The sequence below is a fragment of the Streptomyces sp. 3214.6 genome, assembly GCF_900129855.1.
GTDB classification, from domain to species: domain Bacteria; phylum Actinomycetota; class Actinomycetes; order Streptomycetales; family Streptomycetaceae; genus Streptomyces; species Streptomyces soliscabiei.
The window spans coordinates 3,974,371-3,999,135 of the sequence record NZ_LT670819.1; the positions used below are offsets into that span (position 1 = coordinate 3,974,371).

20 protein-coding genes are annotated in these 24,765 nt (G+C 72.0%); 7 read left to right on the forward strand and 13 right to left on the reverse strand.

Going from position 1 to position 24,765, the window contains the following annotated elements:
- Window positions 1-6: 6 nt before the first annotated feature.
- From tsaD to tsaB, 3 genes are read right to left on the reverse strand one after another with little or no spacing between them, the layout of a single operon-like run.
- Window positions 7-1,104, reverse strand: coding sequence for a tRNA (adenosine(37)-N6)-threonylcarbamoyltransferase complex transferase subunit TsaD (gene tsaD, locus B5557_RS17575; RefSeq protein ID WP_079660385.1), 1,098 nt, complete (start codon window positions 1,102-1,104; stop codon window positions 7-9).
- Window positions 1,097-1,591: a ribosomal protein S18-alanine N-acetyltransferase gene (rimI, locus tag B5557_RS17580; RefSeq protein ID WP_079664841.1), complete on the reverse strand. Its 495-nt coding sequence runs from the start codon at window positions 1,589-1,591 to the stop codon at window positions 1,097-1,099. The genes tsaD and rimI overlap by 8 nt, the downstream gene beginning before the upstream one ends.
- Window positions 1,592-1,632: 41 nt before the next feature.
- Window positions 1,633-2,286: a tRNA (adenosine(37)-N6)-threonylcarbamoyltransferase complex dimerization subunit type 1 TsaB gene (tsaB, locus tag B5557_RS17585; protein ID WP_079660386.1), complete on the reverse strand. Its 654-nt coding sequence runs from the start codon at window positions 2,284-2,286 to the stop codon at window positions 1,633-1,635.
- Window positions 2,287-2,422: 136 nt separating this feature from the next.
- Between tsaB and B5557_RS17590 the strand changes: the two genes are divergently transcribed.
- On the forward strand, window positions 2,423-2,977 hold the full coding sequence (locus tag B5557_RS17590) for a hypothetical protein (RefSeq protein ID WP_231976385.1): 555 nt from the start codon (window positions 2,423-2,425) through the stop codon (window positions 2,975-2,977).
- A gap of 15 nt (window positions 2,978-2,992) precedes the next feature.
- On the opposite strand, the gene B5557_RS44240 is transcribed toward B5557_RS17590, so the two are convergent.
- From B5557_RS44240 to B5557_RS17610, 5 genes are all read right to left on the reverse strand, one after another.
- Entirely contained in the window at window positions 2,993-3,163 is a 171-nt protein-coding gene (locus B5557_RS44240) for a hypothetical protein (RefSeq protein WP_173877697.1), read from the reverse strand.
- Window positions 3,164-3,282: 119 nt separating this feature from the next.
- Complete coding sequence (gene tsaE / locus B5557_RS17595) at window positions 3,283-3,816, reverse strand: tRNA (adenosine(37)-N6)-threonylcarbamoyltransferase complex ATPase subunit type 1 TsaE (protein WP_079660388.1); 534 nt, start codon at window positions 3,814-3,816, stop codon at window positions 3,283-3,285.
- The gene (locus tag B5557_RS17600) at window positions 3,782-5,035 is read right to left on the reverse strand and encodes an alpha/beta fold hydrolase (RefSeq protein WP_079660389.1); all 1,254 of its coding nucleotides are present in this window, start codon (window positions 5,033-5,035) and stop codon (window positions 3,782-3,784) included. Before B5557_RS17600 ends, tsaE begins: the two co-directional genes overlap by 35 nt.
- 54 nt (window positions 5,036-5,089) lie before the next feature.
- Window positions 5,090-6,253, reverse strand: a complete 1,164-nt coding sequence (alr, locus tag B5557_RS17605; protein ID WP_079660390.1) for an alanine racemase — start codon at window positions 6,251-6,253, stop codon at window positions 5,090-5,092.
- Window positions 6,254-6,332: 79 nt separating this feature from the next.
- Window positions 6,333-7,205 (reverse strand): L,D-transpeptidase family protein, encoded by an 873-nt coding sequence (locus tag B5557_RS17610; RefSeq protein ID WP_079660391.1) that lies wholly within the window; start codon window positions 7,203-7,205, stop codon window positions 6,333-6,335.
- 498 nt (window positions 7,206-7,703) lie between these two features.
- On the opposite strand from B5557_RS17610, the gene B5557_RS17615 reads away from it, so the two are divergent.
- Window positions 7,704-13,856: a DNRLRE domain-containing protein gene (locus B5557_RS17615; protein WP_079660392.1), complete on the forward strand. Its 6,153-nt coding sequence runs from the start codon at window positions 7,704-7,706 to the stop codon at window positions 13,854-13,856.
- The gene (locus tag B5557_RS17620) at window positions 13,838-14,062 is read left to right on the forward strand and encodes a hypothetical protein (protein ID WP_079660393.1); all 225 of its coding nucleotides are present in this window, start codon (window positions 13,838-13,840) and stop codon (window positions 14,060-14,062) included. The genes B5557_RS17615 and B5557_RS17620 overlap by 19 nt, the downstream gene beginning before the upstream one ends.
- A gap of 67 nt (window positions 14,063-14,129) precedes the next feature.
- Here B5557_RS17620 and B5557_RS17625 read toward each other — a convergent pair whose 3' ends face one another.
- Together B5557_RS17625 and B5557_RS17630 are read right to left on the reverse strand one after the other, a co-directional pair.
- Complete coding sequence (locus B5557_RS17625; RefSeq protein ID WP_079660394.1) at window positions 14,130-15,569, reverse strand: NAD(P)H-hydrate dehydratase; 1,440 nt, start codon at window positions 15,567-15,569, stop codon at window positions 14,130-14,132.
- A 45-nt stretch (window positions 15,570-15,614) separates the two neighbouring features.
- The gene (locus tag B5557_RS17630) at window positions 15,615-15,986 is read right to left on the reverse strand and encodes a holo-ACP synthase (RefSeq protein WP_079660395.1); all 372 of its coding nucleotides are present in this window, start codon (window positions 15,984-15,986) and stop codon (window positions 15,615-15,617) included.
- 147 nt (window positions 15,987-16,133) lie between these two features.
- Between B5557_RS17630 and B5557_RS17635 the strand changes: the two genes are divergently transcribed.
- A complete protein-coding gene (locus tag B5557_RS17635; protein ID WP_079660396.1) occupies window positions 16,134-17,087 on the forward strand; it encodes a hypothetical protein in 954 nt (317 codons plus the stop codon).
- A gap of 6 nt (window positions 17,088-17,093) precedes the next feature.
- Entirely contained in the window at window positions 17,094-18,821 is a 1,728-nt protein-coding gene (locus B5557_RS45720; protein ID WP_079660397.1) for a M16 family metallopeptidase, read from the forward strand.
- Window positions 18,822-18,849: 28 nt separating this feature from the next.
- Here B5557_RS45720 and B5557_RS17645 read toward each other — a convergent pair whose 3' ends face one another.
- Window positions 18,850-19,185 carry a hypothetical protein gene (locus tag B5557_RS17645; protein WP_079664842.1) on the reverse strand — a complete coding sequence of 112 codons (336 nt, stop codon included), beginning with the start codon at window positions 19,183-19,185 and terminating at the stop codon, window positions 18,850-18,852.
- Window positions 19,186-19,264: 79 nt separating this feature from the next.
- The gene (gene glmS, locus B5557_RS17650) at window positions 19,265-21,112 is read right to left on the reverse strand and encodes a glutamine--fructose-6-phosphate transaminase (isomerizing) (protein ID WP_079660398.1); all 1,848 of its coding nucleotides are present in this window, start codon (window positions 21,110-21,112) and stop codon (window positions 19,265-19,267) included.
- Between the two features lie 172 nt (window positions 21,113-21,284).
- On the opposite strand from glmS, the gene coaA reads away from it, so the two are divergent.
- Together coaA and B5557_RS17660 are read left to right on the forward strand one after the other, a co-directional pair.
- Window positions 21,285-22,253, forward strand: coding sequence for a type I pantothenate kinase (coaA, locus tag B5557_RS17655; protein WP_162499669.1), 969 nt, complete (start codon window positions 21,285-21,287; stop codon window positions 22,251-22,253).
- Window positions 22,254-22,269: 16 nt separating this feature from the next.
- On the forward strand, window positions 22,270-23,208 hold the full coding sequence (locus tag B5557_RS17660) for a DUF389 domain-containing protein (protein WP_079660400.1): 939 nt from the start codon (window positions 22,270-22,272) through the stop codon (window positions 23,206-23,208).
- 170 nt (window positions 23,209-23,378) lie between these two features.
- Here B5557_RS17660 and glmM read toward each other — a convergent pair whose 3' ends face one another.
- A complete protein-coding gene (glmM, locus tag B5557_RS17665; RefSeq protein WP_079660401.1) occupies window positions 23,379-24,737 on the reverse strand; it encodes a phosphoglucosamine mutase in 1,359 nt (452 codons plus the stop codon).
- Window positions 24,738-24,765: the final 28 nt, after the last annotated feature.

Here is a 24,765-nt window from a genome sequence, read left to right on the forward strand (position 1 = left end):
TCGTCCTCATGAGTAGAGGTTGTCCTTGCCGACCTCGTGCACATGATCGTGGTCGTGCGCGTGACCGGGAACGTGCGGGTCGGTCACCGGCAGCGACGAGTCCGCCGACAGGTCCCAGCTGGACGCGGCCCGCCCCCGGGCCACCATCTCCGCGCCCAGGGCCGCCACCATCGCGCCGTTGTCCGTGCACAGCTTGGGGCGCGGCACCCGCAGCCGGATGCCGGCCGCCTCGCAGCGCTCCTGGGCCAGCACCCGCAGCCGGGAGTTGGCGGCCACACCGCCGCCGATCATCAGGTGGTCGACGCCCTCGTCCTTGCAGGCCCGTACGGCCTTGCGGGTCAGGACGTCCACGACCGCCTCCTGGAAGGAGGCCGCCACATCCCGCACCGGAACGTCCTCGCCCGCCGCCCGCCTGGCCTCGATCCAACGGGCGACCGACGTCTTCAGCCCGGAGAAGGAGAAGTCGTACGCCGGGTCGCGCGGACCGGTCAGGCCGCGCGGGAAGGCGATGGCGGAGGGGTCGCCCTCCTTGGCGTACCGGTCGATGACCGGGCCGCCCGGGAAGCCCAGGTTCAGCACCCGGGCGATCTTGTCGAAGGCCTCGCCCGCCGCGTCGTCGATGGTCGCGCCCATCGGACGGACGTCGGAGGTGATGTCGGTCGACAGCAGCAGCGAGGAGTGGCCGCCGGAAACCAGCAGCGCCATCGTCGGCTCGGGCAGCGCGCCGTGCTCCAGCTGGTCCACGCAGATGTGCGAGGCGAGGTGGTTGACGCCGTAGAGGGGCTTGCCGAGCGCGTACGCGTACGCCTTCGCCGCGGAGACGCCGACCAGGAGGGCGCCGGCGAGGCCGGGCCCGGCGGTGACGGCGATGCCGTCGAGGTCCTTGGCGCTGACCCCCGCTTCCTTCAGCGCCCGGTCGATGGTCGGGACCATCGCCTCCAGATGGGCCCGGGAGGCCACCTCCGGCACGACTCCGCCGAAGCGGGCGTGCTCGTCGACGCTGGAGGCGATCGCGTCCGCCAGCAGGGTGGTGCCACGCACGACGCCGACGCCGGTCTCGTCGCAGGAGGTCTCGATCCCCAGTACGAGGGGTTCGTCAGCCATTGGTCTCGGTTCCTTGTGTTCCGGCCACGGATGTGGAGGGGTCGGTCAGGCGCATCACCAGGGCGTCCACGTTCCCCGGCTGGTAGTAGCCGCGCCGGAAGCCGATGGCCTCGAAGCCGAAGCGCTCGTACAGCTTCTGGGCGCGGACGTTGTCGATCCGGCACTCCAGCATGACCTCGGCGCACTCGAAGTCGGTGGCCGCGCGCAGCAGCTCCGTCAGCAGCCGCCCGCCGAGTCCGGTGCCCTGCTGGTCGCGGGCGACGGCGATGGTCTGGACGTCGGCCAGGTCCCCGGCGGCGGCCAGGCCTGCGTACCCGACGATCCGCTCCTCGTCGGCCGTCGTGTCGACCGCGACGACATAGCGCCGGGTCGCCTCGGGGCCGCGGGCATGGGCCAGGTCGGACCAGAACATGCCCCGCGACCAGGCGTCCTCGGGGAAGAGGTCCTTCTCCAGTTCCAGCACGGGTTCGATGTCCCACCAGCGCATCTCACGCAGCACGGGGCGGCCGGGTGGGTTGACGGCTTCGGTCACTTGGGGGTGACCACCTTGTAGTTCTTCGGCACCTGGGCGTCCGGCCGCCGCAGATACAGCGGGCGCGGCGCCGGGAGCTCCTCGCCGGCGGCCAGTTTCTCAGCGGCCAGGCTCGCGAGCGCCGCGGCGGACACATGCTCGGGCTCGTGCGCGTTCGGGAACGTGTCCGGGTACAGCAGCGCGCCCGCGCCGACGGCGGGCAGCCCGGCCACCTGCTCGGCGATGTCGGCGGGCCGGTCCACGGCGGGGCCCGAGACCCGGGTCCGGGAGTCGGCGTAGCGCGCCCAGTAGACCTCCTTGCGTCGGGCGTCGGTCGCCACCACGAAGGGTCCTTGGAGGTCGGAGGCATACGCGAGGCCGTCGAGCGTGCACAGGCCGTACACGGGGACGCCGAGCGCGAGCCCGAAGGTGTCGGCGGTCATCAGACCGACCCGCAGCCCGGTGTAGGGGCCGGGGCCGACGCCGACGACGATCGCGGTGACGGCGTCGAGTCTGAGCCCGGCCCCGGCGAGCAGCCGGTCGACGGCCGGCAGCAGCAGCTCGCCGTGCCGGCGGGCGTCCACCTGACTCGAGGAGGCGACGACGTCCGTGCCGTCGTGCAGCGCGACGGTGACGGCGGGGGTGGCGGTATCGAGAGCGAGCAAGAGCACGCAAACAGCCTACGGCTCCCGCGCCCTCGACACGGCCGCGCCGACGGGGCCCGTACGGACTGCTAACGTCACCGCGAACCGTGACGTACGGGACAGACCCGTAGTCGGGCAGATAGAACGGACGAGGTGGTCGCCGGTGCCAAGCAACAGCTCGACTTTCGTGGCCGGGCTCACCGTGGCGGCCCTGGCGGCGGTCGGGTTCCTCGCCTTCCGGGCCTCGGCGAGCGCGCCCGCCGACCTCGCCGGACCGCAGCGCAGCAAGGCCCCCGCGACGCCGGCGCCGAAGGCGCCCCGGGACAAGCGGCACCCGGCGGCGCTCCCGGGCGGCTCCGGCACGGGTGAGCGGGTCGTGTACTCGCTGGACGACGACCGGGTCTGGCTGGTCGGCGCGAACGGCAAGGTCAACCGCACGTTCAAGGTCGCCCCCGGCAGTGTGGACCCGCGGCCGGGCAGCTACCGCGTCACCTCCCGGGCGGGCGCCGTCACCGGCACCGACGGCATCCCCATCGAGCACGTGGTGCGCTTCGCCACGGTGAACGACGTGACGATCGGGTTCAGCGCGGCGCTGGACGGCTCGCTGCCCGAGCCCGATCCGACGATGCTCACGGGCGGCATCCGGCAGAGCACCGCGGACGGCGACGCGATGTGGGAGTTCGCGACGATCGGCGAGCCGGTCGTCGTGATCCGGTAGGGCCCTGCCGCGCGCTCACGCCGCCCTGGGGTGCTCCACGGGCGGTTCCACGACCGTCGCCGGGTCGGGCAGCCGCGGCGGCGTGGAGACGGCCTCGGCCGCCGCGCAGGAGGCCAGCAGGTCACGCATGGACACACCGGCGGCGACCTCGACCGGCTGGCGCTGCTTGTTCTCGGTGGCCGACATGGACGCCTCCTGCGGTTCGGGGGCGGGCGAGGTTAGGTAGACCTAACTTCTAACTGGGTACCATGTGACCACGCACAAGACGCCGAACGCAACACTTTGCCGACGTCTTGTCGGAACGTTCACGCCGTGAGGACGTTCAGGTCCGCCGAAGCCCACCGCTCACCCAGTCCGGTGACGGTGACGTGCCGCACCTCGTCGGTGGTATCTCCGACGGCCCGGTGGATACGGACCTGGAGCCGGTCGTCGGTCAGCTCCTCGACCTTGCCCTCGCCCCACTCCACGACGATCACCGAGTCGGGCAGCGAGACGTCCAGGTCGAGGTCCTCCATCTCGTCGAGCCCGCCGCCCAGGCGATACGCGTCGACGTGGACGAGCGGCGGCCCCGCCGAGAGGGAGGGGTGCACGCGGGCGATCACGAAGGTCGGGGAGGTCACGGCGCCTCGGACCCCGAGGCCCTCGCCGAGCCCCCGGGCGAGCGTCGTCTTGCCCGCGCCGAGCTCTCCGCTGAGCATCACGAGATCGCCGGCCCGCAACAGCTTGGCCAGACGGCGGCCCAACTCCCCCATCTGCTCAGGGGAGGTGACGACCATCTCCACGCCGTTGCCGACCGGGTCGGGCTCAGCCGGGTTGTGCGGTGCTGCTGGTGCTTCCATAGCCGTTCACGGTAGCGCCCGCCGGGACGGCGCCCGCGCGGGTGAGCAGGTCGGCGAGCCGGTCGGTGACCACTTCCGGGTGCTCCAGCATCACCAGGTGTCCGGCGTCCGGCACCAGGACCAGTTCCGCGTCCGGCAGCAGGTCGGCGATGGCCTCGCTGTGCTCGCTCGGCGTGACCAGGTCCCCGATCCCGGCCAGCACCAGCACCGGCATGTCGGTGAAGCAGGCCAGCGCCTCGGTCTTGTCGTGGTCCGTGAAGGCCGGGTAGAACTCGGCGACCACGTCGATCGGCGTGCCCTCGATCATCCGCTCGGCGAACCGCGCGACCGCCGGATCCACGTCCCGCGAGGCGAACGAGTACCGCTTGATGATCCCGGCGAAGAGATCGGCGGTGGCGCGCCGCCCCTTCTCCACCAGGGCCGCCTGCTGTCCGAGCGCCTTCAGCACGCCCGGCAGCACCCGTCGCACCGCGTTCACGCCCGCGACCGGCAGCCCGAAGTTGACCTCGCCGAGCCGCCCGGACGACGTTCCCACGAAAGCGGTGGCGACGACCCGGTCACGGATCAGCTCGGGGTACAGCGCGGCCAGCGCCATCACCGTCATCCCGCCCATCGAGTGTCCGACGAGCACGATCGGCCCCTCGGGCACGGCCGCGTCGATGACGGCCTTCAGGTCCCGCCCCAGCTGGTCGATGGTGAGCGGCTCACCGTCCCGGAGCTGGGCGTTGCCGCGCCCGGAGCGGCCGTGGCTGCGCTGGTCCCAGTGCACGGTCCGCACGACGCCGCGCAGGGCCGCCCGCTGGAAGTGCCAGGAGTCCTGGGTGAGGCAGTAGCCGTGGCTGAAGACGACGGTGACGGGCAGCGGCGCCTTGCGGCCGAAGAGCCGCCGCCGGCGGCCCGCCGGTCCGCCCTGCGGTTCGACGTCGTCGACCTCGTAGTACAGCTCGGTGCCGTCGTCGGCGTACGCCTTGCCCGGGGTGCCGCGCAGTCCGCCGTAGGGGCCCGCCGAGTCGAGGGCGAGCCGGGCCTTGGCCCGCATGCCCCGGCCCACGGTCATCCGTTCCAGGGCGACACCGGCCGCGGCGCCCGCGGCGATCACGCCTATCGCGGCGCCGGCGATACCGGTCGCCCGGCGCCAGCCGCCCGCCCCCGTGGCGGAGGCGGCGGCGACGGCCGCCGAGGCGGCACCCGTCACTGCCTCCGCGCTGCTCTCGCTCACGTACCGCTCCTCCTAGGCCGATGTCCGTGCACTGACTGCGTGTTACCCGTCTTGTCACTCATTCACATAGACGCGGGGAACGCGCGCTCCGATGCGCGTGACGATCTCGTACCCGATGGTTCCGGCCGCCTGCGCCCAGTCCTGCGCCGTGGGCTCGCCGCGGTCGCCGGGTCCGAAGAGGACCGCCTCCGCGCCGGGCCCGGGTTCGTCGCCGCCGAGGTCGACGACGAACTGGTCCATGGCGATACGTCCGGCGGCCGTCCGCCACTTGCCGCCGACCAGCACGGGCCCGGTGCCGGAGGCATGCCGGGGCACCCCGTCCGCGTAGCCGAGGGGCACCAGCCCGAGGGTGGTGGCGCCGGGGGTGACGTAGTGATGGCCGTAGCTCACGCCGTGTCCGCCCGGGACGTGCTTCACCAGGGCGAGCGAGGCCGCGAGCGTCATCACGGGGCGCAGTCCGAAGTCGGCGGAGGAACCCAGCTCGGGGCTGGGCGAGACGCCGTACATCGCGATGCCCGGCCGGACCAGGTCGAAGTGGGTGTCGGGGAGCGTCAGCGTGGCCGGCGAGTTGGCGATGTGCCGCACCTCGGGCCGCACGCCCTGCGCCTCGGCGTACGCCACCAGCTCGCGGAAACTGCCGAGCTGGAGGCCGATGGAGGGATGGCCGGGCTCGTCGGCGCAGGCGAAGTGCGACCACAGCCCCGTGACGCGGAGCAGCCCCTCCGCCTCGGCCCGCAGCGCCTCGCCGACCAGTTCGGGCCAGTCGGCGGGCTGGCAGCCGTTGCGCCCGAGCCCGGTGTCGGCCTTGAGCTGTACCCGGGCGGGCCGCCCGGCGGCCCGTGCCGCTTCCTCGACCTCGCGCAGCGCCCACAGGCCGCTCACGGACACGTCGAGGTCGGCCTCGACGGCCTCCCGCCAGGGCCCGCCCGGGGTCCACAGCCAGCACATGATCCTGACGTCGGCCGGCAGCCCGCCGTCCGCGCGCAGCGCCAGCGCCTCCTCGGGCGTGGCGGTGCCCACCCAGGCGGCGCCGGCCTCGACGGCCGCCCGGGCGCACGGCAGGGCCCCGTGCCCGTACCCGTCGGCCTTCACCACGGCCATGAACGCCGCTCCCGGCGCCTTGGCACGCAGGGTCCGCACATTGGCCCGCAGCGCGGCCAGGTCGATCTCGGCACGGGCGCGCGCGGGGTGGGCGGGTGGCTTGGCAGTCTCACTCATCGCGCCCAGTGTCTCAGAGCGCTCGGACAGCCCCCTGAGTACCGGGCCGAGTACGGCAGGGTGCCGGGGCGGCGCCGGCTCAGGTGCCGGGACGGTGCCCCCAGACGTAGACCTTGTCGCCGTTCTTCAGCACGCCCCACAGTGCGCGCGCGTCACCGAGGGTGAGGTTGACGCAGCCCATGGAGCCGATGACGGTGTGGATGGTGCCGTAGACGGCGTGGAAGGCCTGTCCGCCGTCGAAGAACTGGGCGTACGGCATGGGGGTGCCGTAGAGCGTCGACACGTGGTTCTTGTGCCGCCAGTAGACGGTGTGCCAGCCCTTGCGGGTGGGATGGACGGCCCGCCCGCTGCGCATGGACACCGGCCCGAAGACGACCTTCGCCCCCTTCTGCACCCAGGTCACCTGCCGATCGAGGTCGACGCAGGCGACCCGGTAGGTCCGCACCGGGCACTTCTTGCCGGCGTTCGGGTTCTTCCCGGCGGAGATCAGCTGCATCCGCGCCCAGGTGACGGGCCCCGCGAAGCCGATGGCGGGCTGGATCTTCTGCGCCTGCTGGAACGCGCGGACGGCCTTGCAGTCGGCGGCGGACTGCTTCCCGTCCACCTTCAGTTTCAGCCACCGCTCGACCGCCCGCTGGTAGGGCCCGGTCCGCTTGGTGCACGCCGTCCGCGCGGCGACCTCCTCCAACGGCACGTACTCGACCAGCGCGTACGTGCCCGCGGCGGCGTCCGGCGGCTCGACGGCGTCCTCGGCGGCGGTCGGCTCGTACACCCTGGGGGCGAGCAGCTGATCGGGGGTGTCGATCTGCCAGGGCTGATACGACCCTGGCGGCACTCCGGGCACGAGCTGGGTCCAGGGGTCGGGGGGAGCGGGGGCGGCGCGGGCGGCGCCCGGGCAGGAGAGGAGGGACGCGACGGTGAGAAGGACGGCGGCGGTTCGTGTGCTGATCATGCGATCAGCCAAACGCGGGGCTCCGGCGTCCGGGCAGTGGCGCGCGGCGGGTCACCCGTAAGCCACTCCCAAGCCACCCGGAAGGAGGTGCCGGGACGACGCGAATGAACTCACCATGACGGCAAGGAAAAGCAGAAACAAAGAGCCGGTCTACTTTCTCCATGGGCCGGAGACAGACCTTCGTCGCACAGATAACGATCAGCCAAAATCTCCGGCGGCCGGAAACCGCGGACGAGTTCCGCAGAGCAATCCCCGGGCGGACCGACCTGCCCGTTTTGGTCTCATTGCCGAAGCTTGGTTTGCATTTCGTTTCTGCCGCCTTAGCCAAACCTTGAAGGTCCACCCACCTCCTCTTCCGCCAGGTCAAGAGCGTTTGAGGAGAATCTGAGGGTCACGTTTCCCCGGTGAAACTTCCGTTCCGATTTCTGCACGGAATCCTCCTTCATCATCACGTCCAGCAGCGCACCGCGCGCTGTCGAAGTACGTACAGGAGATGTGATGAGACTCAAGGGGAGATGGGTCTTCCCGACTTCGGGGGGACGCTCCGGACGGAGACGCGGAAGCGAATCCGTCCGGCGCACCGCACTCGCGGTCGCCGCCGTACTCGCGGCGGAAACGGCCCTGTTGTCGCTGGGCACGGGGTCGGCGTTCGCCGCCGGCTTCGACTCCGGTGCCACGGCCGGGGCCGCGAAGGCGGGGTCCGGTCGGGCCCACAGCGCCAAGGCCGCCGCCTCGTCCGCGGACTCCGTGGAGGCGGCGCTGCTGATGGCCCGGCTCCAGGGCCGAAAGATCGAGGCGACCAGCGAGCGCACGGCGGATTCGTCGACGTATGCGTTGCCGAACGGCCAGTTGGAGACGGACGCGTTCGCCGGTCCGGTGCGTACCAAGGTCGCGGGTGTGTGGAAGACCATCGACACCTCGCTGTCCGACACGGGAGCCGACCTGACCCCGGCGGTCGCGGCCGCGAAGGTCGCGGTCTCCGACGGCGGCGACACCAAACTCGCCTCGGTCAGCCGGGGCAAGCAGTCCTTCGGACTGGGCTGGTCCGGCAAGCTGCCGACCCCGTCGGTGAAGGACAACACCGCCTCCTACCCCCTGGGCGGCGGACAGACCCTCTCCGTCAGCGCCCTCGCCCAGGGCTTCTCGGAGACCATCCGCCTCGCCCAGAAGCCCGCCGGCGGTGCGGCCTCGTACCGCATCCCGATGAACCTCGACGGCCTGAAACTGTCCCAGGCCACCTCCGGACACCTGCTCCTGAAGGACCCGGCCGGCAAACTCGTCGCCGAAGCCCCCGCCCCCATGATGTGGGACTCCTCCAAGAACAAGGCCTCCGGCGAGTCCGCCCACCAGCAGCGCGTCGCGACGAAGATCGAGACCGCCGCCAACGGCGCCCAGACCCTCGTCCTCACCCCCAGCGCCGACTTCCTGGCCACCGCCACCTACCCGGTGACCGTCGACCCCACCACCACCCTCGCCGTCACCACCGACACCTGGGTGCAGAACCCCGACTACACCGACTCCCAGATCTCCTCCCAGGAACTCAAGTCGGGCACCTACGACGCCGGCACCGACACCGCGCACTCGTACCTGAAGTTCGACGTCTCCAAGTTCACCGGCAAACACATCACCGCGGCCACCATGTCGCTGTACAACTACTACTCCGCGACCTGCTCCACCGCCGGATCCCCCACCCAGGCCCGCCGCATCACCTCCACCTGGTCCTCCTCCTCCATCACCTGGGGCGCCCAGCCCACAACCACCACCACCGGCATGGCCACCAACACCGGCCACTGGGGCTACGACTCCACCTGCCCCGCCAACTGGTCCAACTGGAACCTCCAGACCATCGTCCAGGCCTGGGCCGACGGCTCCACCAACTACGGCCTCCAAGTCCGCGCCGCCGACGAAACCGACTCCACCACCTGGCGCCGCTTCCGCTCCGCCAACTACCCCACCACCGGCTACGCACCCAAACTCGTCGTCACCTACAACTCGTACCCGTCGACGCCGAGTTCCCTCGCGGTCGCGCCGTCGCAGGTCAACACCTACAACGGCAAGCGGTATGTCACCTCGCTGACGCCCACCCTGTCGGCGAAGGTCGCCGATCCGGACGGCTCCGCCACGAAGGCGCAGTTCGAGGTCACGGCGGACCCCGCGTACGCGGACACGACGTACTCGTACACCGGCACGAGCTCGTCGGTCACCTCCGGATCCACCGCCAAGCTGACGATCCCCTCCGCGAACGCCTTCCCGGCGGGCGCCCACCTGCGCTACCGGGCGCGGGCGTACGACGGCACGGACTACGGCTCCTGGACGGGCTACACCACGTTCGTGCTGAACACCGGCCTGCCGACCGCCCCGACGGTCAGCTGCGCCACGTACGGCGAGAACGGCTGGACGGCGAAGGCGAGCGGCGCGGTCTCGTGCACCCTCGACACCACCTCCACGGACGGCGCGGGCTACTACTGGGGCCTTGACGACGCGGCCACGCCGAACCAGAAGCTGGACACCACCGACGGCAGCGGCGGCGACGCGCAGACGATCAGCATCGACCCGGCGAACGGCTGGCACACGCTCTACGCCAAGACCGTCGACTCCGGCGGAAACGTTTCCTCAACGACGACCGCGTACAGCTTCGGCGTCGGCGCGGACGGTGCCGCGATCCTGTCCCCGCAGGCCGGCGACACCACCGCCCGCCGGCTGACGCTGGCCGCGAAGGGCCTGTCCACCTACACCGGGGTCACCTGGCAGTACCGGCGCGGCGAGGCCGACGGCTGGCACACCGTCCCGGTCGGCGACGTCACCGCCGCCGGCAACGCGGTCTCCGCCTGGCCCGTCGCCGTCACCTCCGGCACCGCCACGAAGCTGGTCTGGAACACCGTCTCCAGCCTGGCCGAGGACGGCGTGATCGAGCTGCGCGCCGCGTTCACCGACGGCACCTCCACCGGCTACTCGCAGACCGTCGGCGTCACCCTCGACCGCGACGCCGGCACCGCCCCGACCGCCCAGGTCGGCCCCGGCGAGGTCAACGAGCTCACCGGCGACTACACCCTGACGGCGACCGACGCCGCGCAGTTCGAGGCGAACGTCGAGCGGACCTACTCCTCCCGCGCCAACGCCAACGACAGCGAGGGCCAGGCGCAGATCTTCGGACCCGGCTGGGCCTCCTCCGTCACCGGCGCGAGCACGGACCACGCCTACACGCAGATCCGCAGCACCTCCGGCACGTCGGTGGAGCTCCTCGCCGCCGACGGCGACACGGTCGCCTTCACCGCCACCAACGCCGGCGGCTGGCAGCCCCAGCCGGGCGCGGAGAACCTGACCCTCACCTACGCCTCGTCCGGCGACACCTTCACCCTGAAGGACTCCGCCGCCGACGTCAGCGTCTTCGCCAAGGCCGGCACCGGCACGACCACCTGGACCCTGGCGTCGACCGCGGCCGCCGTCAGCGACACGACGGTCACCGTCGCCTCGCAGACCGTGCCGTCCGGCACGAAGACCCTGGCCCGCCCCAAGTACGTGATCTCCCCGACCGGGGCCGTCACCTCCGCCGCCTGCCAGGCTGCGCCCGCCACCAAGGGCTGCCGGGTCCTGGAGTTCGTCTACGCCGGTTCCACGACCGCCACGGACAGCGTGCCGGGCGACTACAAGGACCAGGTCTCGTCGATCAAGCTGTGGGCGACGACGCCCGGCGCCTCCGCCGCGACCGCCGAGACCATCGCCTCCTACGCCTACGACGGCTCCGGCCACCTGCGCCAGGAGTGGGACCCGCGCATCAGCCCCGCGCTGAAGACGCAGTACACCTACGACTCCAACGGCCGCGTCGCCACCCTCACCAAGCCCGGCGAGCTGCCCTGGACGTTCACCTACGGCACGGCCGGCTCGACGCTCACCGCGGGCGCGGGCATGCTGCTGAAGGCCTCCCGACCGGGTCTGGCCCAGGGCAGCGCGAGCACCACGTCGGGCACGGCGGCCACCACCGTCGTCTACGACGTGCCGCTGTCCGGCTCCACCGCCCCGTACCAGATGGACGCCGCCACCGTGGCCGGCTGGGGTCAGGACGAGGCGCCCACGGACGCCACGGCCGTCTTCCCGGCCGACAGCGTGCCCTCCGCCAACGCCGGCTCCGGCCTGACGTCGTCCTCGTACGGCCGGGCCACCGTCACTTACATCGACGCCGACGGCGCGGAGACGAACACCGCCAAGCCCGGCGGCGCGATCTCCACGACCGGCCACGACGAATTCGGCAACACCGTCTTCGAACTGACCGCCGGCAACCGGGCGCTGGCCCTCGCCGGCTCCTCCGACACCCTCACGGAGCTCGGCCTCGCCGCCCTGCCGACCGCGGACCGGGCCCGGCAGCTGGCCACGGTCTCCACCTACTCGGCGGACGGCAAGCGCCTCACCGACGAGTACGGCCCCCTGCACCAGACCACCCTGGCCACGGAACTGACCGGCTCCGACGCCGAGTCGACCCTGCCGGCCGGCTCGGTCGTCCCGGCCCGTGAGCACACGTCGTACACCTACGACGAGAACCGGCCGTCCGGCGCGGCGGTCGCCGACCTGCCCACCACCACGACGACCGGCGCCGCGATCGCGGGCCACGTCGCCGACACCGACACCACCACGACCACCGCCACCTACAACTGGTCCACCGGCGCGCAGCAGACCACCACCGGCATCGGCAGCACCGACCCGGTGACCACCTACGACAGCGCCGGCCGGGTGGCGTCCACCCGCACCGCCGGATCCTCCGGCTCGGACGCGAACACCCTGAACAACACCTACTACAGCGCGTCCGCCAGCGGCGTCTGCGCCTCCGTGGAGTGGGACGGCCTGCTCTGCAGGACCGCGCCCGCGGCCGCCATCACCGGCGGTGGCAGCAACCCGACCGACGCCGTCACCACCGTCTACACCTACGACCGCTGGGGTCAGGTCGCGACCAAGGCGGAGACCGCCAACGGCGTGACCCGCACGACCACCGCCACCGTGGACGGCGCGGGCCGCCTCACCACGACGGCCGTCACCGGCGGAACCGGCACGACCACGCCCGTCACGACCTTCGGCTACAGCCAGACCAACGGGCAGATCGTCACCCGGGCGTCCAACGGGCAGACCATCACCTACGGCTACGACGACCTGGGCCGCCAGATCTCCTACACCGACGGCGCCGGAAACACCACCACCACGGCGTACGACATCCTGGACCGCCCGGTGAAGAACACCGACTCGGCGCCCTCCACCACCACGTTCGCCTACAGCGCCGCCGGCGACCTGGCGACCCTGACCGACTCGGTCGCGGGCACCTTCACCGGCAGCTACGACGCCGACGGCAACCTCACCACCGAGACCCTGCCCGGCAGCTACACCCTCACCCAGGCCACCGACCCGGCCGGTCAGCAGACCGACCGCGCCTACACCGCGTCCGACGGCACGGCCGTCGCCTCCGACAGCGCCGGCTACACCATCGACGGCCGCCGGGCCGGGCACACCCGGACCGACGGCTCCACCACCCAGTCCGCCTACACCTACGACAACGCCGGCAACCTCATCAAGGCCGCCGACACCACCGCCGCCGGCTGCACGACCCGCGCCTACTCCTTCGACGCGGACCGCAACCGCACCCAGCTGACCACCAGCTCGGACGACTGCGACAGCAGCACCTCCGACACCACCTCGACCACCACGTCGTACGCCTACGACAAGGCCGACCGCCTGGTGAACCCCGGCTACGTCTACGACGCCTTCGGCCGCACCACCACCAGCGGCAACACCGCCCTGACGTACTACACGAACGACCTGGTCCGCACCGAGACCCTGGGCGCCGCCCGCAACACCTGGACCCTGGACGCCGCCGGACGCCTCGCCGTCCGCTCCGCCCAGACCCAGGCCACCGACGGCACCTGGACCACCACCGGCACCACCACCCAGCACTACGGCGGCGCGACGGACACCCCGTCGTGGAGCCAGAACGGCAGCGCCGTCAGCCGTGACGTGACGGACCTGACGGGCTCCCTCGGCGCCCTCACCTCGGCCACCGGCAACACGGTGCTGCAACTCGCCGACCTGCACGGCGACATCGTGGTCCAGCAGCCGCTGGACACGTCCGTGGCCAGTACCGTCCAGCACTACGACGAGTACGGCAACGCGCTCGACGCCACCGCGGCCACGACCTACGGCTGGCTCGGGACCGCGCAGCGCTCCGGCGACACCCTCTCCGGCTACACGGTCATGGGCAGCCGCCTCTACGACCCGGCCACCGGCCGCTTCCTGCAGGCCGACCCGGTCGTCTCGGGCTCCCCGAACCACTACGGATACCCGTCGGACCCGGTCAACATGACGGACCTCGACGGCCACATGTGGGGACCGCTCAAGGACATCCTGAAGGCGGCCCTGTCCGGGGCGCTGAAGGTGTTCGTGTACTGGGCGATCGGCGAGTGGGCACCGTATCTTCTGCCCTACCGCACGGAGATCGCGGACTGTGTGGCCGGCGCGTGCGTCGCGTTCCTGTTCAAGTCCGGCAGCCTCAAGACGAAGATCAGGTACGCGGCCCTCGGCTGCCTCACCGGATTCGGGCTCACCAAGGCGAAGCAGGAGAAGTTCTTCGCGAAGATCTGGAGCATCTTCAAGAAGTGGAAGGCGAGGACGTGACGGACAACGGCAGGAAGACCGACTGGAAGAGGATCGGGGCGGACGCGCTGATCTTCGTGCTCGCCGTCCTCGCCTCGGACGCGCTGACGCACCTCGTGATGTCCCCCGGCACCGCACGTGACGTGTGCTTCGTGGTGTTCATCCCGATCATCGGCTTCGCCCTCCACAAGGCAAGGGAGGCCGTGCTGAAGCACCGGACCGGCTGAGGCCGGCCCGCGGGGCCGGACCGGAGAGACCTTCTCCGGTCCGGCCCCGCCGCCGTTACGGGCGCCTTCAGTCCCGTACGTCCCGCCAGGCCTCCTGAACCGCCTCGGCCACGTCGTGCGCGCCCACCGGCGCGCCCTGGGCCGCGAAGCGGCCGGCCAGGCCGTGCAGGTAGGCTCCGACGCTGCCCGCGTCCAGTGGGGTCAGCCCGGCCGCCAGCAACGACCCCGCGAGCCCCGACAGGACGTCCCCGCTGCCGGCCGTCGCCAGCCAGGCCGTCCCCGTGGCGTTCACCCGCACCACGCCCTCGCCCCCGGCCTGCGCGACCAACGTCGTCGCCCCCTTCAGCAGCACGGTCGCCCCGTACCGCGCCGCCAGCTCCCGCGCCGAGGCCAGCCGGGCCCCCTCCACCTCCTCCCGCGCCACGCCCAGCAACGCGGCCGCCTCCCCGGCGTGCGGCGTCATCAACGTGGGCGCGCCACGCCCCCGCACCGCACTCGCGTCCGCCAGCCGCAGCCCGTCCGCGTCGATCAGCACCGGCACCTCCGCGGCCAGCACCTCCGCCACCGTCCCCGCGTCGTCCCCGGCCCCCGGCCCGACGACCCAGGCCTGCACCCGCCCGGCCTGCTTCGGCCCCCGGTCGGACACGAGCGTCTCGGGAAACCGCGCGATGACCGCGTCCCCGGCCGGCCCCACGTACCGCACGGCCCCCGCCCCGCCCCGCAGCGCCCCCGCCACGGCCAGCACGGCGGCCCCCGGATAGCGGGCGGACCCGGCGGCGATCCCCACGACCCCCCGCCGGTACTTGTCGCTCTCCCCGCCCGGCACCGGCAGCAGGGCCGCGACGTCGGCGTGCTGCAGGGCCTCCAGCTCGGGCGCGGCGGGCAGTGCGTCCCCCAGCCCGATGTCGACGAGCCGCACCGACCCGGCGTACTCCCGCGCGGGGTCGACGAGCAGCCCCGGCTTGTGCGTGCCGAAGGTGACGGTCAGATCGGCGCGGACCGCGCTCCCGTGCACCTCGCCGGTGTCGGCGTCGACGCCGCTGGGCAGGTCGACGGCGACGACGAGGGCCCGCGTGTCGGCGACGACCGCGGCCAGCGCGGCGGCGTCCGGCCGCAGTCCCCCCTTCCCGCCGATCCCGACGATGCCGTCCAGCACGAGATCGGCCCGCCGCAGGACCTCCTCGGCGCCGCCGGGCAGGGCCGTGCGCCCACCGGCCCGCCGCAGCGCCGCCAGCCCTCCGGCATGCGTGCGCTCGGGCGCGAGCAGCACCGCGCTCACCCCCGCCCCCCGCCGGGCCAGCCGAGCCCCGGCATACAGGGCGTCACCCCCGTTGTCGCCGCTGCCGACCAGCAGCACGACCCGCCGCCCGTACACCCGCCCGAGCAGGTGCACGCAGGAGGCGGCGAGCCCGGCGGCGGCCCGCTGCATCAGCGCCCCTTCAGGAACCCGGGCCATCAGCTCCCGCTCGGCACGACGGACGGTCTCGACGCAGTAGGCAGTACGCATACGTCGAGTCTGCCCCGCCCGCCCCCACCGCCGCACGCGGTCGCCTCACCCCTCGGCCACCACCACCGCCGAAGCGACGCCCGCGTCATGACTCAACGACACATGCCACCCCGTCACCCCCAGTTCGGCCGCCCGCGCGGCGACACTCCCCCGCACCCGCAGCCGCGGCCGTCCGCTGTCCTCGACGAACACCTCCGCGTCCGTCCACAACAGCCCCGGCGGCGCCCCCAGCGCCTTGGCGAGCGCCTCCTTCGCCGCGAACCGCGCCGCCAGCGAGGCGGCCCCCCGGCGCTCCCCGCTCGGCAGCAACAGCTCGCTGTCCAGGAACAACCGCTGGGCGAGCCCCGGCGTGCGTTCCAGCGACGCGGCGAACCGCTCGATCTCGGCCACGTCGATACCGACCCCGATGATGCTCATGCCGAGCACCCTACGGCCGGGCTGTCACAGGCGGCTGCTAGCCTGCGGCGACTTGATCACGTCAAGTCGGTAGCAGACTTTCACCGCCGCGCGCCCTGGGGGGCCAGCCCGCGCGCCGCGGACAGCAACGCCAGGGGGCGCGGAGGAATGACCAGCACACCCATGAGCGCGGGCTCTTCGGGTCCGACGTTCGACCCGTACGACAACACACCCGAGCTGATCCCGCTGCGCACCGCCGCGCAGGCCGGGGACTGGCAGGCCGTGCGGGCCTGCTTCGCGGCACTCGACTCGGTCGACCAGCTCGCCTCCGCCTCCAGTCTCGTCGCCGACATCGCCGGCGTGGAGAACTTCCTGGAGCGGGCGGCCGCCGACCTCCCCGGCGACCCGCTGCCCCGCACACTCCTCGCCGAGCGGTACATCTACATCGGCTGGGACATCCGCAGCGGCGCCCGCGCCCAGCATGTCTCGCAGGACCAGTTCACCCAGTTCCACGACTGGCTGCGCCGGGCCGAGCAACTCCTGATCGGGGTGTGCGCCGAGCAGCCCGCGTACGCCCCCGCCTGGACCGCCCGTCTGATGACCGCGCGCGGCCTGCAGCTGGGCCAGGCGGAGGCCCGCCGCCGCTACGACCGGCTGTCCGCCCACCACCCGCACCACTACCGTGCCCAGACGCAGCTGCTCCAGCAGCTGTGCCCGAAGTGGAGCGGCTCCTGGGACGCGGCGCACGGCTTCGCCCGCGAGTGCGCGACCGCCGCCCCCGACGGCGCGAACTCCGGCGCCCTGGTCGCCCTCGCCCACATCGAGCACTGGCTCGACCTGGACAGCGGCGAGCGCACCGCGTACATGCGGGGCCTGCCGATCCGCGACGATCTGCGCAACGCTGCCCGGGTCTCCGTACTGCACCCCGGTCACCGGCCCGACTGGAACTCGATCGGCGCGCACAGCGCGTTCGCGTTCGCCTTCTCGGTCGGCGGCCACTTCGCGGACGCGGCCCCGCACTTCGCCTTCCTCGGCGACCGAGCGACCGAGTTCCCGTGGCAGTACCTGCCCGACAAGAAGTCGGCGTTCCTGAAGTTCCGCAAGTCCGCGCTGGGGGCCTGACCACCGATGACCACCGAACTGCACGCCCTCGACGGCCTGATCTCCCACACCACCACCGACCACATCCCCACCCTCTACGCCCCCGCCTCCGGCAACGAGATCACCGCCGGTCTCTTCTTCCGCGTGGGCCGCGCCGACGAGACCCTGGCCACCGCCGGCCTCACCCATCTCGTCGAGCACCTCGCCCTGCACCGCCTCGGCCTGTCCGACCTGCACTACAACGGCGCGACGGCGAACGCGTACACCCTCTTCCACGTCACCGGCAGCGAGGAAGAGGTCGTCAAGTACCTCAACAGCGTGTGCGCGGGGCTGCGCGACCTGCCGATGGAGCGGCTGGAGACGGAGAAGGAGATCCTCCGCACGGAGGCGGCCGGCCGCGGCGGCGGCCCCCAGCACCAGATGCCCCTGTGGCGCTACGGCGCGCAGGGCTACGGCCTGACCAGCTACAACGAGCTGGGCACCTGGAGCCTGACGCCCGACCAGGTACGCCACTGGGCGCAGACCCGCTTCACCCGGGACAACGCGGTGCTGTGGATCACCAGCGACCACGTCCCCGAGGGCCTCGACCTCACCCTCCCCGAGGGCGCCCGCTTCCCGGCCCCCGCCGCGACGAGCGCCCTGCCCACGACCCCCGCGTACATCAGCGGCGACGACGGCCATGTGGTCCTCACGTCCGTGCTGCGCCGCTCCACCGCGGCCAGCGTCTTCGCGGACGTCCTCGGCCGGGCCCTCTTCCAGGACCTGCGCCAGGAGGGCGGCTACTCCTACTCCGCGGAGGCCGACTACAGCCCGCGCGACGCCGACTTCGCCACCCTCACCGCCTACGCCGACTCCCTCCCGCAGAAGCAGGACGCGGTCGTCGGCGGCTTCGTCGACACGCTCGCCCGCCTGCGCGCGGGCCGCATCGAGCAGACGGAACTCGACTCGGCCCGCACCAAGCTCCTCAAGGTGTACGACACTCCCGACCTCGGCGCCGCCGCCCTCCCCTCCTACGCGCTCAGCCTGCTGCTCGGGCACCGCATCCTCACCCCCGAGCAGCACAGGGCGGAGCTGAACGCGGTGACGCTGGACGACCTGCGCGAGGTCGCCCGCGAGACCTGGGACGGCGCGCTGATCCAGGTCCCCGGCCGGGGCGTCGACTGGGCGGGCTTCACCCTCGCCCCCCAGTTCTCCACGACCTCGGTCACCGGCACCCGTCACCAGTCCCTGGAGGACGAGCAGGTCACCCTGGTCATCGGCGCCGAGGGCGTGAGCCTGCTGACGCCGAGGGGCCCGATCACCGTCCGCTACGACGCCTGCTCGGCGATGGGCGCCCGCCCCGACGGCGCCCGTACCCTGACCGGCCACGACGGGTTCTCGGTCACGGTGGAACCCACCCTGTACCGGGGAGTGACCCCGGAACGGATAGCGGCGCTGGACGCGGCGGTCCCCGCGCAGGCGGTGGTACGGATGCCGGCCCGTGAGCCCGACCACATCCCCCAGCCCCGCAAACGGACGTCCGCACCCCAGTCCTCGGCCACCGCCCGCTCCACCTGGGCCTGGACCACCGCCCTCTGGCTCGTGGGCCTGCTGGCGGCGACCTGGGGCCTGCTCTGCGCGGTGATCACCGGCGACGAGTCGGGGGCCGCCAACCCGGAGTGGGACGCGGTCGTCGGCGTCTGGATCCTGGAACTCCCCCTGGTCTTCGCCACCTGGAAGCTGTACACAGCCCGGAAGACCCGTCGGCGGGGCTAGCCCCGGCCCCGTCCGGAGTGATGCGGGATCACTCCGGATGGGCCACCGCGTCCTTCTGCAACTGGACCGCCGCCAGGAGACTCAGCCTCGGCTCCGCCTGACGCAGGGCCTTCACCGCCGCGACCGAGCCGATGTCACCGGAGAAACCGACGGCGTCCCATCGAGAGCGCACCCAGCGGGCACGCAACTGAGCCTCGCCGGCGGCGGCGGTGGCCTCGACGAGCGCGACAGCACGCTCCAGCCCCGCCCGCTCCCCGTCCGAAGCCCCGGCCACCGCCTGCCGCAATGCCGCCGCGGCCACGTCGGCGTCCCGGATGACCAGCACGACGTCCTGCTTCCCGCCCAGTCCCACGATTTTTGTCATGCGGATCATCCTGGCCGTCACCTTCCGCACCGGCCAAGGGACTTGAGCGGCCTCAGAGCCTCGGCCGCCGCAACGCCGGCTACTCCACCGTCACCGACTTCGCCAGGTTGCGCGGCTGGTCCACCTCATTGCCCCGGGCCGTCGCCAGCTCGCACGCGAACACCTGCAACGGGACCGTGGCCACCAGCGGTTGCAGCAGCGTCGGCGTCACCGGAGTCCACACCAGATGGTCGGCGTACGGCACGACCGCCTCGTCGCCCTCCTCCGCGATGACGATGGTCCGCGCACCCCGCGCCCGGATCTCCTGGATGTTGGACACGATCTTGTCGTGGAGGACGGACCGCCCGCGCGGCGACGGCACGACCACCACCACCGGCAGGTCCTCCTCGATGAGAGCGATCGGCCCGTGCTTCAGCTCCCCCGCGGCGAACCCTTCGGCGTGCATGTACGCCAGCTCCTTCAGCTTCAGCGCACCCTCCAGGGCGACGGGATACCCCACGTGCCGCCCCAGGAACAGCACCGTGTCCTTGTGGGCGAGCGAGCGCGCCAGCTCCCGCACCGGCTCCATGGTCTCCAGCACCCGCTCGACCGCGCCGGAGATCCGCGCGAGGTCCCGGATGACGGACTGGATCTCGTCCCCCCGCTTGGTGCCGCGCACCTGGCCGAGGTACAGGGCGACCAGATAGCAGGCGACCAGCTGCGTCAGGAACGCCTTCGTCGAGGCGACCGCCACCTCCGGCCCGGCGTGCGTGTAGAGCACCGCGTCCGACTCACGCGGGATGGTCGAGCCGTTGGTGTTGCAGATGGCCAACACCTTGGACCCCTGCTCGCGCGCATGCCGCAGCGCCATCAGCGTGTCCATCGTCTCGCCGGACTGGGAGATGGCGATGACGAGCGACCGTGAGCCCAGGATCGGATCCCGGTACCGGAACTCGCTGGCCAGCTCCACCTCGCACGGGATCCGCGTCCAGTGCTCGATGGCGTACTTGGCGATGAGGCCCGAGTGGAAGGCCGTACCGCACGCGACGATGACGACCTTGTCGACCTCCCGCAGCTCCGACGGTGGGATCCGCACCTCGTCGAGGGTCAGCGCCCCCGAGGCGTCGATGCGGCCCAGCAGGGTATCGGCGACAGCCTTGGGCTGCTCGGCGATCTCCTTGAGCATGAAGTAGTCATAACCCCCCTTTTCCGCGGCCGACGCGTCCCAGTCGACGTGGTAGGCGCGCACCTCCGCCGGACTGCCGTCGAACCCGGTCACCGTCACGCCGTCCCGGCGCAGCTCCACCACCTGGTCCTGACCCAGCTCGATCGCCGACCGCGTGTGGGCGATGAACGCGGCGACGTCCGAGGCGAGAAAGGCCTCATCCTCTCCAACGCCCACCACCAGCGGTGAGTTCCGCCGCGCCCCGACCACCACACCGGGCTCGTCAGCGTGCACCGCGACCAGCGTGAACGCCCCCTCCAGCCGCCGGCACACCAGTCGCATCGCCTCCGCCAGATCGGAGGTCACGGAGAACTCCTCGGCGAGCAGATGCGCCACGACCTCGGTGTCGGTCTCGGAGAGCAGCTCGTGCCCCCGCTCGGCCAGCTCGGCCCGCAGCACCGCGAAGTTCTCGATGATCCCGTTGTGCACGACGGCGACGCGTCCCGCGTTGTCGAGATGAGGATGGGCGTTGGCGTCGGTGGGCCCGCCGTGCGTGGCCCAGCGCGTGTGCCCGATGCCCGTCGTCCCGGCCGGCAGCGGCCGTTCCGTCAGCTCCTTCTCCAGATTGACGAGCTTGCCCGCCTTCCTGGCCGCGGCGAGCCCCCCGTCGGCCTGCACGGCGACGCCCGCCGAGTCGTACCCCCGGTACTCCAACCGCTTCAGCCCGGCCATGACGACGTCGAGCGCCGACTGAGACCCCACGTATCCCACGATTCCGCACATGCGCGGCAGCCTACGACCGAATCCCGCCCCGAAAGAGCCTCCACGTGCCCGATTTCGGAAATTCCCACGGCTGTACGCCCCTGCACGGCAGGCCGAGAGAGCGTGACGGACCCCACCCACCGCCCCGTTCAAACTCCGTTAACAATGGAGTGTGATCTCTCCGGTCTCCCCGATGCCCCGGAGCGCCCACCGGCACAGGCCGGAGGCGACTCCCTACGTCGACCTCACCCGAAGCGAGTGGAGCGCGCTGCGCGAGAAGACACCGCTGCCGCTGACGGCCGAGGAGGTCGAGAAACTGCGCGGACTCGGTGACGTCATCGACCTCGACGAGGTCCGCGACATCTACCTCCCGCTCTCCCGCCTCCTCAACCTCTACGTGGGCGCGACGGACGGCCTGCGCGGCGCCCTGAACACCTTCCTCGGCGAACAGGGCTCCCAGTCCGGCACGCCGTTCGTCATAGGCGTCGCGGGCTCCGTGGCGGTAGGGAAGTCCACGGTCGCCCGCCTCCTCCAGGCCCTCCTCTCCCGCTGGCCGGAACACCCCCGCGTGGAGTTGGTGACCACGGACGGCTTCCTCCTGCCCACCCGGGAACTGGAGGCCCGCGGCCTGATGTCGCGGAAAGGTTTCCCCGAGTCCTACGACCGCCGCGCGCTGACCCGCTTCGTGGCCGACATCAAGGCGGGCAAGGACGAGGTCACGGCCCCCGTCTACTCCCACCTGATCTACGACATCGTGCCCGACCGCAAGCTCACCGTCCGCCGCCCCGACATCCTCATCGTCGAGGGCCTGAACGTCCTGCAGCCCGCCCTGCCCGGCAAGGACGGCCGCACCCGCGTCGGCCTCGCCGACTACTTCGACTTCAGCGTGTACGTGGACGCGAGCGCCGAGGACATCGAGCGCTGGTACCTCAACCGGTTCCGGAAACTGCGTCAGACCGCCTTCCAGAACCCGGACTCCTACTTCAGGAAGTACACCCAGGTCTCCGAGGAGGAGGCCGTCGACTACGCCCGCACCCTCTGGCGCACCATCAACAAGCCCAACCTGGTGGAGAACATCGCCCCCACCCGCGGCCGCGCCACCCTCGTCGTCCGCAAGGGCCAGGACCACAAGGTCCAGCGCCTCAGCCTGCGCAAACTCTGACGGCTACCCTGCCCCCATGCTGCACCTGCGCCTGATCACCCCGGCCGACAGTACCGACGCCGTGGTCCGCCTGATCGAGAAGACCGTCGGCACCACGCATCTCGTCGTCATGCCGGGCGCCGCCCGCAACCCGGCCGGCGATGTCGTCATGTGCGACGTGGCACGCGAGGCGGGGGACGAACTCCTCACCGGGCTCCAGGAGTTGGGTCTGGACAAGACCGGCTCGATCGCCGTGGAGAACATCGACCTGTCACTGTCCCTGCGTGCCGACAAGGCCGAGGCGGAGGCCCCCGGCGAGGGCGCCGACGCCGTCCTGTGGGAGCACCTCACGGACGCCACCCACGAGGAGTCGACGCTCTCCATCACCTACGTCGCCTTCATCACCCTCGCCACGATGATCGCGGCCTGCGGTGTGGTCCTCGACAACGCGATCCTGATCGTGGGCGCGATGGCCGTGGGCCCCGAGTTCGGCCCGCTGGCCGGCGTCTCCACGTCGATCGTGCGGCGCGCTCCCCGCCTGGCCCTGCGCTCCCTGATCGCCCTGCTGGTCGGCTTCGCGGTGGCGATGGCGGCGACGGTGGGCTTCAGTCTCCTGATGGACGCTCTCGGCCAGTTCAGCCAGGAACAGTTGGACGGCGCCCGCCCCCAGACCGGCTTCGTCTACGCCCCCGACGCGTTCTCCTTCATCGTGGCCGTCCTGGCGGGCGCCGCCGGCACCCTCTCACTGACCTCGGCGAAGTCCGGCGCCCTGGTCGGCGTGGCCATCTCGGTCACCACGGTCCCGGCCGCCGCCAACGCCGCCGTGGCCCTCAGTTACGGCGACACGAAACAAACCTGGGGCTCAACAGAACAACTCCTGCTGAACCTCCTCGGCATCATCCTGGCAGGCACCCTGACCCTGCTGGCCCAGAAGGCACTCTGGGCCAGACAACGCAGGGTGGGACAACGCACCTAGGGGCGCGTGGACCTCGACCTTCGGACGCGCGCGGGCTGCTGCTTTTAGGGGCGCGGGGCTCTGTCGACATGCGGCTCCGCCGCGTGGGCGCGACCAGCCACGACGAGCCGGCAGCCCGCAGCCCGCAGCCCGCAACGCACAGAACCCCCACCCCTAACCCGCCCCGCCGATCAACCCAGCGCGGACTTCACAACATCCGCCAGCCGCCCGGCAACAGCCCGCGCCTGATCGATATCCGCCGCCTCGACCATGACCCGAACCAACGGCTCGGTCCCGGAAGGCCGAAGCAACACCCGCCCGGTGGCCCCGAGTTCCCGCTCCGCCTCGCCGACGGCAGTCGCCAGCTCGGCCGAGTCCGCGACCCGCGACCTGTCGACGTCGGGCACATTGATCAGCACCTGGGGCAGCCGCTCCATCACCGAGGCCAGCTCGCGCAGCGACCGCCCGCTCTCGGCGACCCGCGCCGCCAGCATGAGTCCCGTCAGCGTCCCGTCACCCGTCGTCGCGTGGTCGAGGATGATCACGTGCCCGGACTGCTCACCGCCGAGCGCGTACCCGTGCTCCTTCATCTCCTCCAGCACATACCGGTCGCCGACGGCGGCCTGCACCAGCCGGATCCCCTCGCGCTCCATGGCCAGCTTGAAGCCGAGGTTGGACATGACGGTGGCGACGACGGTGTCCGAGCGCAGCACGCCCCGCTCCCGCATGGACAGGGCCAGCACGGCGAGGATCTGGTCCCCGTCGATCTCCTCGCCGGTGTGGTCCACGGCGAGGCACCGGTCGGCGTCCCCGTCGTGCGCGACGCCGAAGTCGGCCCCGTGCTCGATGACCGCGGCCTTCAGCTTGTCCAGGTGCGTGGACCCGCAGCCGTCGTTGATGTTGAGCCCGTCCGGCTCGGCCCCGATGGTCACGATCTCCGCGCCGGCCCGCGTGAACGCCTCCGGCGACACCCGGGCCGCGGCGCCGTGCGCCTCGTCCAGGACGATCTTCAGCCCGTCGAGCCGGTTCGGCAGGACGGCGATGAGGTGGGCGACGTACCGGTCGAACCCCTCGTCGTAGGAGCGCACGCGGCCGACGCCGGCGCCGGTCGGCCGGTCCCAGGGCGCGCCGGTGCGGTGCTCCTCGTAGACGGACTCGATACGGTCCTCGAGCTGGTCGGCGAGCTTGTGGCCGCCGCGGGCGAAGAACTTGATGCCGTTGTCGGGCATGGCGTTGTGGCTGGCGGAGAGCATCACGCCGAGGTCGGCGCCGAGTACGCCGGTGAGGTACGCGACGGCGGGCGTGGGCAGCACGCCGACCTTCAGCACGTCCACCCCCGCGCTCGCGAGGCCCGCCACCACGGCGGCTTCCAGGAACTCCCCGGACGCACGCGGGTCCCGTCCGACCACGGCCACCGGCCGGTGGCCCTGGAAGGTGCCCGCCTCGGCCAGCACGTGCGCCGCGGCGACGGACAGGCCGAGGGCCATCTCCGCCGTCAGATCCGCGTTGGCGACACCGCGCACGCCGTCCGTGCCGAAGAGTCGTCCCACTTGTCCTCCTGAGGAAGCGTCGGTTTCA

Excerpts from the sequence above, each read along its gene's own strand:
- tsaD (WP_079660385.1), bottom strand. The coding sequence starts at position 1,104 with ATGGCTGACGAACCCCTCGTACTGGGGATCGAGACCTCCTGCGACGAG.
- rimI (WP_079664841.1), bottom strand. The coding sequence starts at position 1,591 with ATGCGCTGGTGGGACATCGAACCCGTGCTGGAACTGGAGAAGGACCTC.
- B5557_RS44240 (WP_173877697.1), bottom strand. The coding sequence starts at position 3,163 with ATGTCGGCCACCGAGAACAAGCAGCGCCAGCCGGTCGAGGTCGCCGCC.
- tsaE (WP_079660388.1), bottom strand. The coding sequence starts at position 3,816 with ATGGAAGCACCAGCAGCACCGCACAACCCGGCTGAGCCCGACCCGGTC.
- alr (WP_079660390.1), bottom strand. The coding sequence starts at position 6,253 with ATGAGTGAGACTGCCAAGCCACCCGCCCACCCCGCGCGCGCCCGTGCC.
- B5557_RS17610 (WP_079660391.1), bottom strand. The coding sequence starts at position 7,205 with ATGATCAGCACACGAACCGCCGCCGTCCTTCTCACCGTCGCGTCCCTC.
- B5557_RS17615 (WP_079660392.1), top strand. The coding sequence starts at position 7,704 with ATGAGACTCAAGGGGAGATGGGTCTTCCCGACTTCGGGGGGACGCTCC.
- B5557_RS17625 (WP_079660394.1), bottom strand. The coding sequence starts at position 15,569 with ATGCGTACTGCCTACTGCGTCGAGACCGTCCGTCGTGCCGAGCGGGAG.
- B5557_RS17630 (WP_079660395.1), bottom strand. The coding sequence starts at position 15,986 with ATGAGCATCATCGGGGTCGGTATCGACGTGGCCGAGATCGAGCGGTTC.
- B5557_RS17635 (WP_079660396.1), top strand. The coding sequence starts at position 16,134 with ATGACCAGCACACCCATGAGCGCGGGCTCTTCGGGTCCGACGTTCGAC.
- B5557_RS45720 (WP_079660397.1), top strand. The coding sequence starts at position 17,094 with ATGACCACCGAACTGCACGCCCTCGACGGCCTGATCTCCCACACCACC.
- B5557_RS17645 (WP_079664842.1), bottom strand. The coding sequence starts at position 19,185 with ATGACAAAAATCGTGGGACTGGGCGGGAAGCAGGACGTCGTGCTGGTC.
- glmS (WP_079660398.1), bottom strand. The coding sequence starts at position 21,112 with ATGTGCGGAATCGTGGGATACGTGGGGTCTCAGTCGGCGCTCGACGTC.
- coaA (WP_162499669.1), top strand. The coding sequence starts at position 21,285 with ATGCCCCGGAGCGCCCACCGGCACAGGCCGGAGGCGACTCCCTACGTC.
- B5557_RS17660 (WP_079660400.1), top strand. The coding sequence starts at position 22,270 with ATGCTGCACCTGCGCCTGATCACCCCGGCCGACAGTACCGACGCCGTG.